Origin of the sequence: Gemmiger qucibialis (genome assembly GCF_027689445.1) — a bacterium.
Lineage (GTDB): Bacteria > Bacillota > Clostridia > Oscillospirales > Ruminococcaceae > Gemmiger > Gemmiger qucibialis.
Window position 1 is genome coordinate 125,509 of the sequence record NZ_JAQFEN010000002.1, and the last position, 13,076, is coordinate 138,584.

At 56.8% G+C, this 13,076-nt stretch carries 11 protein-coding genes; 10 read left to right on the forward strand and 1 reads right to left on the reverse strand.

The window, feature by feature from the left end; all coding sequences use genetic code 11:
* Positions 1-352 precede the first annotated feature (352 nt).
* The 3 genes from PG062_RS04475 to PG062_RS04485 all read left to right on the forward strand — a co-directional run bounded on the left by PG062_RS04475 (position 353) and on the right by PG062_RS04485 (position 3,195).
* Positions 353-1,210 carry a YitT family protein gene (locus tag PG062_RS04475; protein ID WP_270751372.1) on the forward strand — a complete coding sequence of 286 codons (858 nt, stop codon included), beginning with the start codon at positions 353-355 and terminating at the stop codon, positions 1,208-1,210.
* A 177-nt stretch (positions 1,211-1,387) separates the two neighbouring features.
* Positions 1,388-1,861 carry a MarR family winged helix-turn-helix transcriptional regulator gene (locus PG062_RS04480; protein WP_270751373.1) on the forward strand — a complete coding sequence of 158 codons (474 nt, stop codon included), beginning with the start codon at positions 1,388-1,390 and terminating at the stop codon, positions 1,859-1,861.
* Positions 1,858-3,195 (forward strand): MATE family efflux transporter, encoded by a 1,338-nt coding sequence (locus tag PG062_RS04485; RefSeq protein WP_270751374.1) that lies wholly within the window; start codon positions 1,858-1,860, stop codon positions 3,193-3,195. Before PG062_RS04480 ends, PG062_RS04485 begins: the two co-directional genes overlap by 4 nt.
* A 155-nt stretch (positions 3,196-3,350) precedes the next feature.
* Here the strand turns inward: PG062_RS04485 and PG062_RS04490 are convergent, their stop codons facing one another.
* A complete protein-coding gene (locus PG062_RS04490; protein ID WP_270751375.1) occupies positions 3,351-4,832 on the reverse strand; it encodes a C69 family dipeptidase in 1,482 nt (493 codons plus the stop codon).
* 215 nt (positions 4,833-5,047) lie between these two features.
* Between PG062_RS04490 and PG062_RS04495 the strand changes: the two genes are divergently transcribed.
* The 7 genes from PG062_RS04495 to PG062_RS04525 all read left to right on the forward strand — a co-directional run bounded on the left by PG062_RS04495 (position 5,048) and on the right by PG062_RS04525 (position 12,827).
* Entirely contained in the window at positions 5,048-5,959 is a 912-nt protein-coding gene (locus PG062_RS04495; RefSeq protein ID WP_114000739.1) for an AEC family transporter, read from the forward strand.
* A gap of 183 nt (positions 5,960-6,142) precedes the next feature.
* A complete protein-coding gene (locus PG062_RS04500; protein ID WP_270751376.1) occupies positions 6,143-7,720 on the forward strand; it encodes a xylulokinase in 1,578 nt (525 codons plus the stop codon).
* A 10-nt stretch (positions 7,721-7,730) separates the two neighbouring features.
* Positions 7,731-8,429, forward strand: coding sequence for an L-ribulose-5-phosphate 4-epimerase (locus PG062_RS04505; RefSeq protein ID WP_114000741.1), 699 nt, complete (start codon positions 7,731-7,733; stop codon positions 8,427-8,429).
* Positions 8,430-8,598: 169 nt separating this feature from the next.
* A complete protein-coding gene (locus PG062_RS04510) occupies positions 8,599-9,819 on the forward strand; it encodes a hypothetical protein (protein WP_270751377.1) in 1,221 nt (406 codons plus the stop codon).
* Positions 9,820-10,029: 210 nt separating this feature from the next.
* Positions 10,030-10,266: a phosphopantetheine-binding protein gene (locus PG062_RS04515; protein ID WP_270751378.1), complete on the forward strand. Its 237-nt coding sequence runs from the start codon at positions 10,030-10,032 to the stop codon at positions 10,264-10,266.
* 414 nt (positions 10,267-10,680) lie between these two features.
* The gene (locus tag PG062_RS04520; RefSeq protein WP_270751379.1) at positions 10,681-11,886 is read left to right on the forward strand and encodes a glycosyltransferase family 4 protein; all 1,206 of its coding nucleotides are present in this window, start codon (positions 10,681-10,683) and stop codon (positions 11,884-11,886) included.
* Positions 11,883-12,827 (forward strand): glucosamine inositolphosphorylceramide transferase family protein, encoded by a 945-nt coding sequence (locus tag PG062_RS04525; protein WP_270751380.1) that lies wholly within the window; start codon positions 11,883-11,885, stop codon positions 12,825-12,827. Before PG062_RS04520 ends, PG062_RS04525 begins: the two co-directional genes overlap by 4 nt.
* The last annotated feature ends 249 nt before the right edge of the window (positions 12,828-13,076 follow it).

Consider the following 13,076-nt stretch of genomic DNA (forward strand, 5'->3'; position numbering starts at 1 on the left):
GGGGCGCACTCTGCGCCCGCCAACCTAAAAGGATAACGATTTTACCCAAAGGCATGTGCCGGAATCCCGCACATGTCTTTTTGTTTGCATCATAGCAAACTGTTTACCCGACGCACCAAATTTGCTCAGTTGCCCTGCCTGCCGCTGGCGAACAAATTTCCGCCAAAACTCAGCATTTGGCGCATCAACGGCCAAACAAGGTGCGCGTTCCCCCGAAACTGTATCCGATAAAAAAGCAAATTACGCACAGCCAACCTCAAACCCGGCGGGGCAGGGGATGGCAAACGGCGGATTTGGTGTTATAATTTCCGTGGAGTAAGAACGCTGGAAAGCCAGCGGAAAGGAACCAACCATGAAAGGCAAATGGATGAAAATAGTACGGCAGTATACGATCATCACGCTCGGCATTAGCATGATGGCGGTGGGGGTGTATTTCTTCAAATTTCCCAACAACTTTGTCTTTGGCGGTGTGACCGGCGCGGCGGCACTGGTTGCCAAGCTGACCCCGATTTCGGCCAGTGAGTTTTCCGCCGTGGTCAATATGTTGATGCTGCTTCTGGGCCTGATTTTTTTGGGCAAAGAGTTTGCGCTGACCACCGGTTATGCCACCGTGGTGCTTTCGGCGGAATTGATGCTGTTGGAAAAGGCCTGCCCGCTCAACGAGCCTTTGTCGGACCAGCCCATGCTGGAACTGATTTTTGCCATTGCGCTGCCTGCCATTGCTTCGGCATTGCTCTTCAGCGTGGGGGCTTCCAGCGGCGGCACCGATGTGATTGCCCTGATCGTGGAAAAATACACCCACCTGCACAGCATTGCAGCGGCGTTGTTTTTGACCGATCTGGTCATGGTGGTGGCGGCCTGCTTTGTGTTTGACCTGCACACCGCGCTTTACTCTTTCGTTGGCCTTACCGTTAAATCCCTGATGATCGACGTGGTGTTGGAGCGCATGAAGATGTGCAAAGCTATCTTGATCGTCTGCGACGACAAGGAGCCGATCTGCGACTTTGTGAATAAGGAACTGGACCGCGGCGCAACATACACCCCCTGCAACGGTGCATACACCAACCAGCCGCGCTACATTATCTATACCACCCTGACCCGGCACGAAGCAATGCAGCTGCGGGAGTTTATCCACAAGGAACACCTGAACGCCTTTATGTCCATGCTGAGCACCACCGAAGTGTTCGGCAAGGGTTTTGATAACGCCTGAAAACCCGCACATACCGCACAGTACAAACGCTGTGCGGTATTTTTTGTGCCGAAACGCTTGACAGAAATCCGAACCCGGACTATAATATAAATCCGAAATCGGATTATAACACATCACACAGCGGTGCACAAATAAAGCATCGCCGTGTTGCCTGAAGAATAGGAGAATGATAGTGTAATGCCGGAAGAACACCATCTCACTGCCCGAAATCTGTTGGAACAGATGAACCGCCAGTTCAATGAATGCAACGCCCTTTATCATGAGCTTGCCGTGCATTACGGTGTTTCGGATACCGTGTTCTGGCTGCTGTATTCACTGTATAACAGCAGCGAACCGCAGACCCAGAACCGCCTGTGCATGGAATGGAACCTGCCGAAGCAGACGATGAATTCAGCCGTGGCTTCGATGGTCAAGCAAGGACTGTTGGAACTGGAACCCGCGCCGGGCCGTTACAGCGGCAAACTGCTGCACCTGACGCCAGCCGGGCGGGAACTGGCAGCCAAAACGGCCAAACCCGTGTACAGCGCAGAACAGGTGGCACTGGAACAGCTGGGCATGGCGGAGGCTGAACATTTCGTCCGCCTTGGCCAGGAACACCTGAACGCCATCCGCACAGAATTCAACAAAATTTTACAACAGGAGAAAGTATGAATCAGCGCATCCAATTATCAGACCATTTTACCACATCGCGCATCCTGCGCTTTGCAGCATCCCCTATCATCATGATGGTGTTTACCTCCATCTACAGCGTGGTGGATGGATTTTTCGTTTCCAACTTTGCCGGCAAACAGGCATTCGCTGCCGTCAATCTCATTATGCCGTTTTTACAGGCATTTGGCTGCATCGGCTTTATGCTGGGCACCGGCGGCAGCGCTCTGGTTGCTATGACGCTGGGCACCGGCAACAAAAAGCGCGCCAATGAGCTGTTTTCCATGCTGGTCTGCGCCACTGCGGTGCTGGGCGTGATTTTTACGGTGGTTGCCCTGCTGGTGCTGCGCCCCGCGGCTGTTCTGCTGGGGGCCACTGCGGAACTGCTGGATGACTGCATCTTGTACGGCACCATCATCACGGTGTTCCAGACGGCGTTTATGCTGCAATTTTTGTTCCAGAGCTTTTTCATCACGGCCGAAAAACCAAAGTTAGGCCTTTTCTTTACCGTGGCAGCCGGCCTGACCAACATGGTGCTGGACTTTGTGTTTGTCGGTGTCATGGGGCTTGGCATCACCGGTGCCGCAGCTGCAACGGTGATTAGCCAGCTGATCGGCGGCATCGGCCCCATGTTCTATTTTGCCCGCCCCGGCAACGGCAGCCTGCTACACTTTGTGCGTCCGGTGTTCAGCGGCAAGGCGCTACTTAAGGCCTGCACCAACGGCTCCAGTGAACTGATGACGAATCTGTCCGCCTCTTTGGTAGGCGCGCTGTACAACTGGCAGCTGCTCCGCCTGGGCGGCGCCGATGGCGTAGCCGCTTACGGCGTTATCATGTATGTCAGCTTTATCTTTGCCGCCATCTTTATCGGCTATGCCCAGGGCTGTGCCCCGGTTGTCAGCTATCATTACGGTGCCGACAACACGGACGAGCTAAAAAACCTGCTGCGTATCAGCCTGCGGGTCATTGCCGTGGGGGGTGTGGCGATGCTCTGCTTCAGTGAGCTGCTGGCCGCCCCGCTTTCCCGCTTCTTTGTGGGTTATGATGCGGAACTGCTGGAACTGACTACCCTCGGCATGAAGCTGTATTCCCTCAGCTTCCTGCTCTGCGGTTTTAACATCTTTGGCTCGGCATTCTTTACCGCGCTCAACAACGGCATAGTATCCGCCGTTATTTCTTTCCTGCGCACCCTGGTGTTCCAGGTCACCGCCATTCTCGTGTTGCCCCATCTGCTGGGCATGAACGGCATCTGGCTTTCCGTTGTGGCAGCCGAAATCGCCGCACTGTTTGTCAATGCATTCTTCCTGGTTAAAAACCGGAAAAAGTACCAGTATTAACGCAAAAGATCAGCCCCTGCCTGAGAGATGGCAAGGGCTGATTTGCTTTTAAGGGTTAGGGCAACACCGCACAATTCCCGCCTTACGGCTTAAGCACCGCTCCGGCAGCTGCGGCACTTAGAATTATGTGGTATTGCCTTTACACTTATGCGGTTTTACGCATCCGAGCGGGAGTAGCAGTTTTTCATCTGGCAGCTCAGCTCATACAGCACTTTGTCCAGTGTGTCGGCGGCCAGGCCGCGGATGGTATCGGCCATGGCTTCGTTGGCCTGCTCGCGCAGGGCGGCGCGGGCGGAAGCATCCTGTTCACGGCGCAGCTTGGCATCGTAAGTATTGATGTTCGCATGCCCGGCGGAAGCCGCCGCCAGCTGGTAGCGCTCAATATGGAACACCGATTTGCTGTAGGCAGCATCGGCCATGGCGGCGATCATCCGGCTGTTCCAATAGAAGTTGTCGGTGGAAACCGCGCCCGTAGTGTTGGAAAGATACGCAGGGGTGGTGGTTACATTGGCATAGAACGGCACCATCACATTGAACGCGTTGGAAGCAAAGGCGATCCATTCCAAAACGCGGGAATCCTCCGGCTGGTCGGGGCGCATCTGGATCAGGGCCATAAAGTCGTTGCGGTTGATGCCGATGGAGCGGAATGCGCCCTTCTGGTCCGACTGGCTGCTGCCATACGGGTCATACGGTGTGCCCTGATAGTGGGAGGATAATACGTATTTGACATCCTCCGGCGTGATCTTCTTTTCCGGTACCATGCACCACGGCAGGTCATCGCTGCGGGGTGTGTAGTCGGCGTTGGGGCCGTCCCACTTCTTGCTGTGGGGGTTCAGATAGCGTAGCATGAACCAGGCACGCGGCGTGTTGTACACATGGTCAGAATCATCGTGGCTGCCAAAGGCGTCCCGCGGGTTCAGTACCCCGTTCCAGGAAAGATCCAGATGGTTGTTCTCAATAAAATCATCCAGGTCGGCGGAGCAAAGGTGGTTCTTTTTGGCGCCAAATGCGTCTTCCAGATCAAACTGGTCAATGCCAAGTTGGTTGGGCATCACCACATAGGCATCGTCCGGAACGCGCTTAGCGATCCAGTGGTGCCCGCCGATGGTCTCCAGCCACCAGATCTCGTGCACGTCCTGGAACGCAATGCCGTTCATCTCGTAAGTGCCGTATTTTTCCAGCAGCTTGCCCAGCCGCAGCACGCCCTCGCGCGCAGTGTGGATGTAAGGCAGTACCAGATAAACAATGTCCTCCTCGCCAATGCCGCCGGGAACTTCTGGCTGACCGTCCTTGGCGGGGATATACTCCACCAGCGGGTCAGCCCCCAGAACGCGGGGGTTGGAAGTGATGGTCTCGGTGGCGGTCATGCCGACACCGGCCTCGTTCACACCGCCTGCGGCCCAGATGCCCTTGCCCTCCACGGCGTTGGGCATTGCGGTCATCCGCATCGGGCTGCCGGGCAGCTCCACTTCCACATGGGAAAGTACCGACCGGTACACGGCCGGGTGCTCCTGCGGGGGAACGACCACGAACTTTTTGGGGGTGAAATGCCCGGAACCGGAATCGTCATTGCGGGCAATCATGGTAGAGCCATCATAAGAAGCTTTTCTGCCAACCAGAATTGTTGTACAAGCCATATTAGAATGCAAGTCCTTTCTGTATGCTGCGTACCGGAGAATCCGGCACGCAGGAAATGATATGGTTTATGATACTTATAGAATAATCGTTTGCTGCCGTAAATACAACTGGGCTGCCGCAAAAAAAATATGCGGTTTGGACGCAGAATTACTTGCCGACATGTACAAAGTATGATATAAACAAATAAAAGTTTAAGGACAAAGAAGGGGAAACCGTGGTAGAAATTCTTACGCATGCTGGGTGTTTTATCGGCATCATTCTGTTGGGCTGGGCGCTGCGCCGGGTCGGATTCTTTAAAGAGAGCGACTTCCATGTGCTCAGCAAAATTGTGATCAAGATCACCCTGACGGCGGCGATCGTGACAAACTTTTCCGGGCGGGAGATGCAGACCTCCATGCTGCTGCTCACCCTGATGGGCTTCGGCTTCGGCGTGCTGATGATGATCGTTGGCTCGGTTATGTATCTCCCCCAGGGGAGGGAGCGCCAGGCGTTTGCCATGCTTAATGCCTCCGGCTGCAACATCGGCAACTTTGCCATGCCCTTTGCCCAGGGCTTCCTTGGCCCGGTGGGCGTTATCGCCGTCAGCCTGTTTGACTGCGGCAACAGCATGATCTGCCTGGGCGGGGCTTACAGCATTGCCAGCATTGTCAAATCCGGCGATGGAAAGTTCCGCATCAAGCCGATTTTGAATAACCTTGTGCACAGCATCCCGCTGATGACCTATATCTTTATGACGATCCTGGGGCTTCTGCACCTGAGCCTGCCCGCCCCGGTTGTGGAGTTTGCGGGCATTGTGGGCAATGCCAACGCCTTTATGGCCATGCTGATGATCGGCGTGGGGTTCCACCTGAACGGCGACCCGTCCCAGATCGGGGATATCATTAAAATTCTGGGCGTGCGGTACATCATCGGCATTGCGTTAGCATTGGCAGCCTATTTTATCTTGCCGCTCCCGCTGGAATACCGCCAGGCACTTGTGATCGTATTTTTGGCCCCGGTGGCCAGCGCCAACCCGCCTTTTACCGCGCAGATGGGCAGTGACTTCGGCCTTGCCAGTGCGATCAATTCGGTTTCCATCATTGCCAGTATCGTTTTGATCACAACCGCATTGGTTATCATGCTGTAATCCATCCCCCTGTGCAGACCTTACAAAGCTGCACGGGGAAATTTGTTCAAATAACTAAAATGCAGCATTCCTGAACAAAAGTCCAGAAATTTAAGCAAAGAGGTCTATCTTTCCGGGGCGCACTTTGCTATACTAACAAATAAGAAATACGGCATTCCGCTTGCCAAAAAGGAGTCCTGCAATATGTCCAACTTTGTACCGGAAAAGACAGCTCTCGGCATCGAATTCGGCTCTACCCGCATCAAGGCAGTGCTGATCGGCCCGGAGCATACCCCGCTGGCACAGGGGGATTATACCTGGGAAAACCAGCTGCACAACGGCATCTGGACCTACCCACTGGAACAGGTCTGGCAGGGCCTGCAAAGTGCTTACGCTGCCCTTGCCGCTGATGTACAGCAAAAATACGGCTGCACCCTGACTAAGGTGGGCTGCATTGGCATTTCCGCCATGATGCACGGCTACCTGGCCTTTGATGCCAACGGCGAACTGCTGGTGCCGTTCCGCACCTGGCGCAACACCATCACCGGCGCAGCGGCCGAGGAGCTGACTGCGGCGTTCGGCTTCAACATCCCCCAGCGCTGGAGCATTGCCCACCTGTACCAGGCCATGCTGAACAAAGAAGAGCATCTGTCCAAGCTGGACTTTTTTACCACGCTGGCAGGCTATGTGCACTGGCAGCTGACCGGCCATAAAGTGCTGGGCGTTGGCGATGCCAGCGGCATGTTCCCCATTGACAGCACCACCGGCGGTTATGACGCCGCCATGCTGCAAAAGTTCAACACCATGGCCGCCGCCAAGGGCTATGCCGTGGACCTGAACGCGCTGCTGCCGGAGGTTCTGCCCGCCGGTGCGGACGCCGGCACCCTGACCGAAGCCGGTGCCCGCCTGTTGGACCCCGCCGGCAATTTGCAGGCCGGTATTCCGCTCTGCCCGCCGGAGGGCGATGCCGGAACCGGCATGGCCGCCACCAACAGCGTGGCGCCCCGCACTGGTAATGTCAGCGCCGGCACCAGCATTTTTGCCATGGTTGTGCTGGAAAAGGCCCTGAGCAAAGTTTACCCCGAAATTGATATGGTTACCACCCCCGCAGGCGACCCTGTTGCCATGGTGCACTGCAACAACTGCACCAGCGACCTGAACGCCTGGGTGGAGCTGCTGGCCCAGAACGCCGAACTCTGCGGTGCAAAAGTGAACAAGGGTGAGCTGTTTACCAAGCTGTTCAACCTTTCTTTGCAGGGGGCACCGGACTGCGGCGGTGTGATCCCCGTGAACTATTACTCCGGCGAGGGCGTGACCCACTTTGATGCAGGCCGCCCCATGCTGCTGCGTGGGCCGGAAAGTGATTTCAGCCTGGCAAACCTGATGCGCGCCAACATTTACTCCGCGTTTGCCACGCTGGCCATCGGGTTGGATATCCTGAACGAAGAACATGTGACGCTGGATACCCTGCTGGGCCACGGCGGCCTGTTCAAGACCCCCGGCGTGGCCCAGCGCTACCTGGCCGCTGCCGCCCACACCGCTGTGTCCTGCACCGAAACCGCAGGCGAGGGCGGCCCTTACGGCATGGCCCTGCTGGCTGCTTACCGTGTGGAGCACGCCGATGGCGAAACGCTGGCAAACTACCTGCAGAACCGCGTGTCCGCCGGTGCCGCCAGCACCACCCTGAACCCGGATGCCGCTGATGAAGCCGGGTTTGCCGCATTCCTGAAAGAATACAAAAAGGCACTGTGCGCCGAGCGCACCGCCGTTGAAACAATGTGAGGGAACAATTATGCTGGAAGAACTGAAACAACAGGTATACGAAGCCAATATGGAACTGCCCCGCCGCAGCCTTGTTACTTACACATGGGGCAACGTGTCCGGCATTGACCGGGAAAAAGGGCTGTTCGTCATCAAGCCGTCCGGCGTGGAGTACGATGAACTGACCCCTGATATGCTGGTGGTCATGGATCTGAACGGCAATCAGGTGGAAGGTGACCTGAACCCCAGCAGCGATACCAAGACCCATCTGGAACTGTACAAGGCATTCCCCGCGCTGGGCGGTGTGGTGCATACCCACAGCACCCACGCCGTGGCATGGGCCCAGGCCCGGCGGGATATCCCGGCGTTCGGCACCACCCATGCAGACTATTTTTACGGCCCTGTGCCCTGTGCCCGTGAGCTGACCCCCGAAGAGATCGAGGAAGATTACGAGAAAAACACCGGCAAGGTGATTATTGAAACTTTCCGCACCCGCGGCATTGACCCGGTGCATGTGCCCGGCGTTCTGTGCGCCAGCCATGGCCCCTTTACCTGGGGCAAGGATGCCGCCCAGGCTGTTTACCACGCCGTTGTGCTGGAAGAAGTGGCCAAGATGGCCCTGCTGACCTGCCAGATCAACCCCAACGCGGAGCCCGCCCCCCAGCATGTGCTGGACAAGCACTTTATGCGCAAGCACGGCCCCAACGCCTATTACGGCCAGAAAAAGTAAAGCCGGTCCTGAACTTGACGGCCCGGCCGGAAAGGCTATAATAAGGACGGAAAAGGCACGAAGGCAAGTGATCAGATCTTTTCTGGAAAATTAAGTATTTAAGTATAGCTCGGTGGCTGCTGCACCTGAATTTTTCTTGTGCAACAGCCCTTTTTTGTAGGAGCCTGTCGTGAAAAACTCCGTAAAACAACATGCGTCTGCACTGACGGCGGTGTTGGCGTGCCTTGCGCTGGCACTGGTGCTGTATCACTCATTGGCTGGCGGCACGCTGCTGCAAAGCTCGCCTTATAACAGTTATGCTTTGCAGGCCGAAAACTGGCTTGCAGGCCGTAACAATATAGCAAATGGCGAAAACTACACATGGCTGGAATTGGCAATTTATCAGGGACGGTATTATCAATCCTTTCCACCGGTGCCAGCGGTACTGATGCTGCCTTTTGTGGCGGCAGCCGGGGAATGGAGCGCCATCCCCGGTAATCTGATCGCAATGGGGCTGGCGCTGCTTTGCGCGGGCGGGGTGTATGCCTGCTGTATGCGCGGTGGTATGCAGCCTGTGACTTGTGCGTTCTTTACCCTGTTTGTCAGCATGGGTTCCAATGTCTTTTGGATGTCAACCAGCGATGGCGTGTGGTTCCTGGCGCAGGTCTGTGCGCTGGGGTTTGCTTTTTGGGGGCTGTTTTTTGCACAGGGCGGCAACGCTGTGCAGGATGCCGCAGCGTCCCTCTGCATGGCGTTGGCAGTGGGGTGCCGCCCCTTTTACGCGTTGTTGCTGGCCTGTTGGCTGGGTTGGCAGTTTTATCAGCGGCGCAGTCTGAAAAAGATTCTGCCCGCGCTGCTGCCCGCCGTTGTGATGGCCGCCTGCATGATGGCGTATAACTTTGCGCGGTTTGGCAGCGTGACGGAGTTTGGACACAACTATCTGCCGGAATTTGTCCGCGCGGAGAACGGCCAGTTCAGCCTGACCTACCTTGTACCCAATTTGCTGCAGCTGCTGCGCCCGGTCACACTGGACGCGCAGGGACAGCTGCACTTTGAGATATACAATGGATTTTTGTTCTTTGCTGCCAACCCGCTTTTCCTGCTGGCGATGGTACGCGGACTGTTGCTGCGCCTGCCCGGGCACCAGGCGGAAGTGCAGGTCAGTGTTCCACTGCCATCAGCGGGGTGGTTTGTTGCGGCGATGTGCCTGTTAATGACCTGCCTGACCTGTATGCACCGCACATTGGGCGGCTGGCAGTTTGGCGCACGGTATATGATCGATCTTTTCCCGTGGCTGTTTGTATGGTTCCTGGGGCGCCCTAAGTGGAGACCGGATTCCAGCGCTTGGGCACTTTGCGGTGCGGCAATGCTGTTCAACCTGTATGGTGCGCTCTACATGCTGAATACATAAAGCAGACAATGCCCCTGCAGCCCGGCATGGATATACAGGCTGAAATGGGCTGAATTCTCGGCTTTTCAGCCGTACCCGAAGCCTGACCGTACAAACTTGTGCGCTTTTAACGGAAAAAGCTCGCAATATTAGTCGAATCTGCCATTGACGGCATGCTGCCGTATGGGTATTATAGAAATACTATATGCATCGATACGGAGGGAAGGACACATGACGTTTGAGGATCTGCTTGACATTTTGGCGGAGCAGTTCAGCTGTGACGCCGCCGAACTGAGCCAGGACACCAGCTTTGAAGACTTGGGCGTGGATGCAGAAGACCTGGTGGAGCTGGCCTGGCAGCTTGGGGAAGCTACCGGTACCGAGGTTGAAGAGGACCGCTTAAAACAGCTTGGTACCATTGGCGAAGTTTGGAACTTGGTCCGCGAGCTGGAAGAAGAAGCTGAATAACCGCTGCCCCTGTGCGCAGGCGTTGTGCACAGGGGCATTTTTTACGTTTTATCTCTTTCCATATCTGGTGCTGCGCGGTATAATAATTATATTTAGAGCAATACCGCATAATTCTAAGTGCCGATACGGCGAGCGAGGTGCGGCAGCTGCTAAGCCAAAAGCGCAGATAATACTGGATGCTGCAAAGGTGAGCGCCGCCAGTGGCGGAAACAGCGAACCGAAGCAGGGGCAGCGGTCGCAGAGTGCGAGGGGCTTTTGCCCCCGAAGCACGATGCGGGTACCGCAACCCGACATTATCGAACATTTTGGCAACGCAGATGCCGTGCCGCAGCCGCCGAAGCGGTGCTTAAGCCGTAAGGCGGGAATTGTGCGGTGCTGCCTTAGTTCTGTTCACGCAGGGAAAGGGGGCCGCAGATGCCGCAGCCGGAACAACCGCATACCATTTTGCTGGTGCACTGCCACTACCGCCTGCCCGGCGGCGAGGACGCCGTGTTTGCCGCGGAGTGCGCCATGCTGCAAGCCCACGGCCACCGCGTGATCACCTATGAGCGCAATAATGATGCCGGCGGCCTGGCCCAAAAACTGCTGCTGCCCCTGCGGGCCATCTACAGCACCAAAACCGTGCGGGAAGTGCGCGCCCTGATCCGCAAAGAACAGGTGGATTTGGTGCATGTGCATAACACCCTGCTGACCATCAGCCCGTCGGTGTTCCAGGCATGCTTCAAAGAGCATGTTCCGGCGGTGCAGACGCTGCACAACTTCCGCATTTTTTGCCCCAACGGCATCCTGATGCGGGACGGCCATGTGTGCGAGGAATGCCCGCAGCATGGCCTTGGCTGTGCGGTGCGGCACAGCTGCTACCGCGGCAGCCGTGCCCAAAGTTTGGTCTGTGCGGGCATTTATGCGTTCCATCGCCTGCTTGGCACCTACCGCAAGGTGAACCTGATCACCCTGACGGAGTTTGATCGCAGCAAGCTGCTGGAATTCAACCGCAAAGCTTCGCGCCCGGTGTTTACCCCGGAGCGGCTGTACTGCAAGCCCAACGGCGTGGCCGCGCCGAACCATTCCCCGCTGCCCTGGGCACAGCGCAAAAACCAGATTGTTTTTGCTGGGCGGCTGGAAGAATTAAAGGGGCTGCGCACCGCCATCGAGGCCTGGCAGCTGCTGGGGCCGGACGCACCGCAGCTGATCGTGGCCGGTACCGGCCCGCTGGAAGCCTGGGCCAAAGAGAACGCCCCCGATACTGTAACCTTTACCGGCCAGCTCCCGCATGGAACACTTACCGAGCTTTTGGCCCAGAGCCGCGCCGCCCTTTGCCCCAGCCTGTGCTATGAAAGCTTTGCCCTGATCCCGGCGGAAGCCCATGCGGTGGGCACCCCTGTGCTTGCCAGTGATCTTGGCAACGTGGGCGCTGCCGTGCAGGAGGGGATTGACGGCCTGCACTTTGCCCCCGGCAATGCAGCCGCGCTGGCGGATGCCGTGCGCAGGCTGCAAAACGTGGGCGAAACCTTTGATTTGACCGCCATGCAGCAAAAAGCCTGCCAGGCGTATAACGCGGAACAAAACTACCGCGAACTGATGACAATTTACCGGGAAATCATGAGGAACGAAAATTCATGAACCAGATCTACCGTGCCCTGCATATGCCGCCCAAGCGTTTGATCAAAAAGCTGAGCGGCCAAAAAGAAATCTATACCATTGCGGTGCGCCGCGCCCCCAAGGGGGAAGGCTGCGACCCGCTGCCCGCTCTGGGTGAAGAACCTTACACCCCGCTGCCCTACACCCCCGGCACCTGGTATGCCGACCCCCTGCTGTATGAGGATGACAACGGCAAACGCTGGCTGTTCTGCGAAGCATTCAATATGGCGGAGAACCGCGGTGATATTGCCGTGGCGGAGTTTGATGAAAACGACCACCTGCTGCCGCCCCGCGTGGTATTAAAGGAAAACTTCCATCTCTCTTTCCCCACCGTGTTTGACTGGCGCGGGGAAGTGTGGATGCTGCCGGAAACCAGCGCCGACCACAGCCTGACCCTTTACCGCTGCACCCAGTTCCCGGATAAATGGGAGAAAGTGCAGGCGTTCAGCGTGGGGCGCGAACTGTGCGACAGCATTATTGTGGATAAAACCCCCGAAGCCCTGACGGTGCTGTGCAGCGAAACCAGGCCGGACAACCAGCTGTACACCCGTTACCGCCGCTATACTGTGCGCGAAAACCCCGAAGCGAAAGAGCGCGATGATGTGGATGAGTTTATCCTGGATGAGGATGAACCCTTTAACCTGCAGCACCGCAATTATGAGCTGGGCAGCCGCAATGCTGGCCCGCTGTTTACCAACAACGACCAGACCGTGCGCCCGGCCCAGGTCAGCACCAAGGTGGATTACGGTGTGTACCTGCAATTCTGGGTGCGGCGCGGTGCTTCGGAAGTGCCACTGTGCGCCGCCATGCCGCAGAACGTTGCCATTGCGGGCATTGACCCGGCGGATCTGATCGGCATCCACACCTATTGCCGGGATGCGGACATTGAGGTGATCGATGCCCGCTACCTGCGCAAGGTGTGACCAAAAGCAAGATACACCCTAAGGCAATACCGCACAATTCTAAGTGCCGATACGGCGAGCGAGGTGCGGCAGATGCTAAGCCAAAAGCGCAGATAATACTGGATGCTGCAAAGGTGAGCGCCGCCAGTGGCGGAAACAGCGAACCGAAGCAGGGGCAGCGGTCGCAGAGTGCGAGGGGCTTTTGCCCCCGAAGCACGATGCGGGTACCGCAACCAGACATTATCGAGCATTTTGGCAACGCAGATGCCG

Bases quoted from the DNA above. Each gene is read 5' to 3' on its own strand.
- PG062_RS04475 (WP_270751372.1), top strand. From the start codon at position 353: ATGAAAGGCAAATGGATGAAAATAGTACGGCAGTATACGATCATCACG.
- PG062_RS04485 (WP_270751374.1), top strand. From the start codon at position 1,858: ATGAATCAGCGCATCCAATTATCAGACCATTTTACCACATCGCGCATC.
- PG062_RS04480 (WP_270751373.1), top strand. From the start codon at position 1,388: ATGCCGGAAGAACACCATCTCACTGCCCGAAATCTGTTGGAACAGATG.
- PG062_RS04500 (WP_270751376.1), top strand. From the start codon at position 6,143: ATGTCCAACTTTGTACCGGAAAAGACAGCTCTCGGCATCGAATTCGGC.
- PG062_RS04525 (WP_270751380.1), top strand. From the start codon at position 11,883: ATGAACCAGATCTACCGTGCCCTGCATATGCCGCCCAAGCGTTTGATC.
- PG062_RS04515 (WP_270751378.1), top strand. From the start codon at position 10,030: ATGACGTTTGAGGATCTGCTTGACATTTTGGCGGAGCAGTTCAGCTGT.
- PG062_RS04490 (WP_270751375.1), bottom strand. From the start codon at position 4,832: ATGGCTTGTACAACAATTCTGGTTGGCAGAAAAGCTTCTTATGATGGC.
- PG062_RS04505 (WP_114000741.1), top strand. From the start codon at position 7,731: ATGCTGGAAGAACTGAAACAACAGGTATACGAAGCCAATATGGAACTG.
- PG062_RS04520 (WP_270751379.1), top strand. From the start codon at position 10,681: ATGCCGCAGCCGGAACAACCGCATACCATTTTGCTGGTGCACTGCCAC.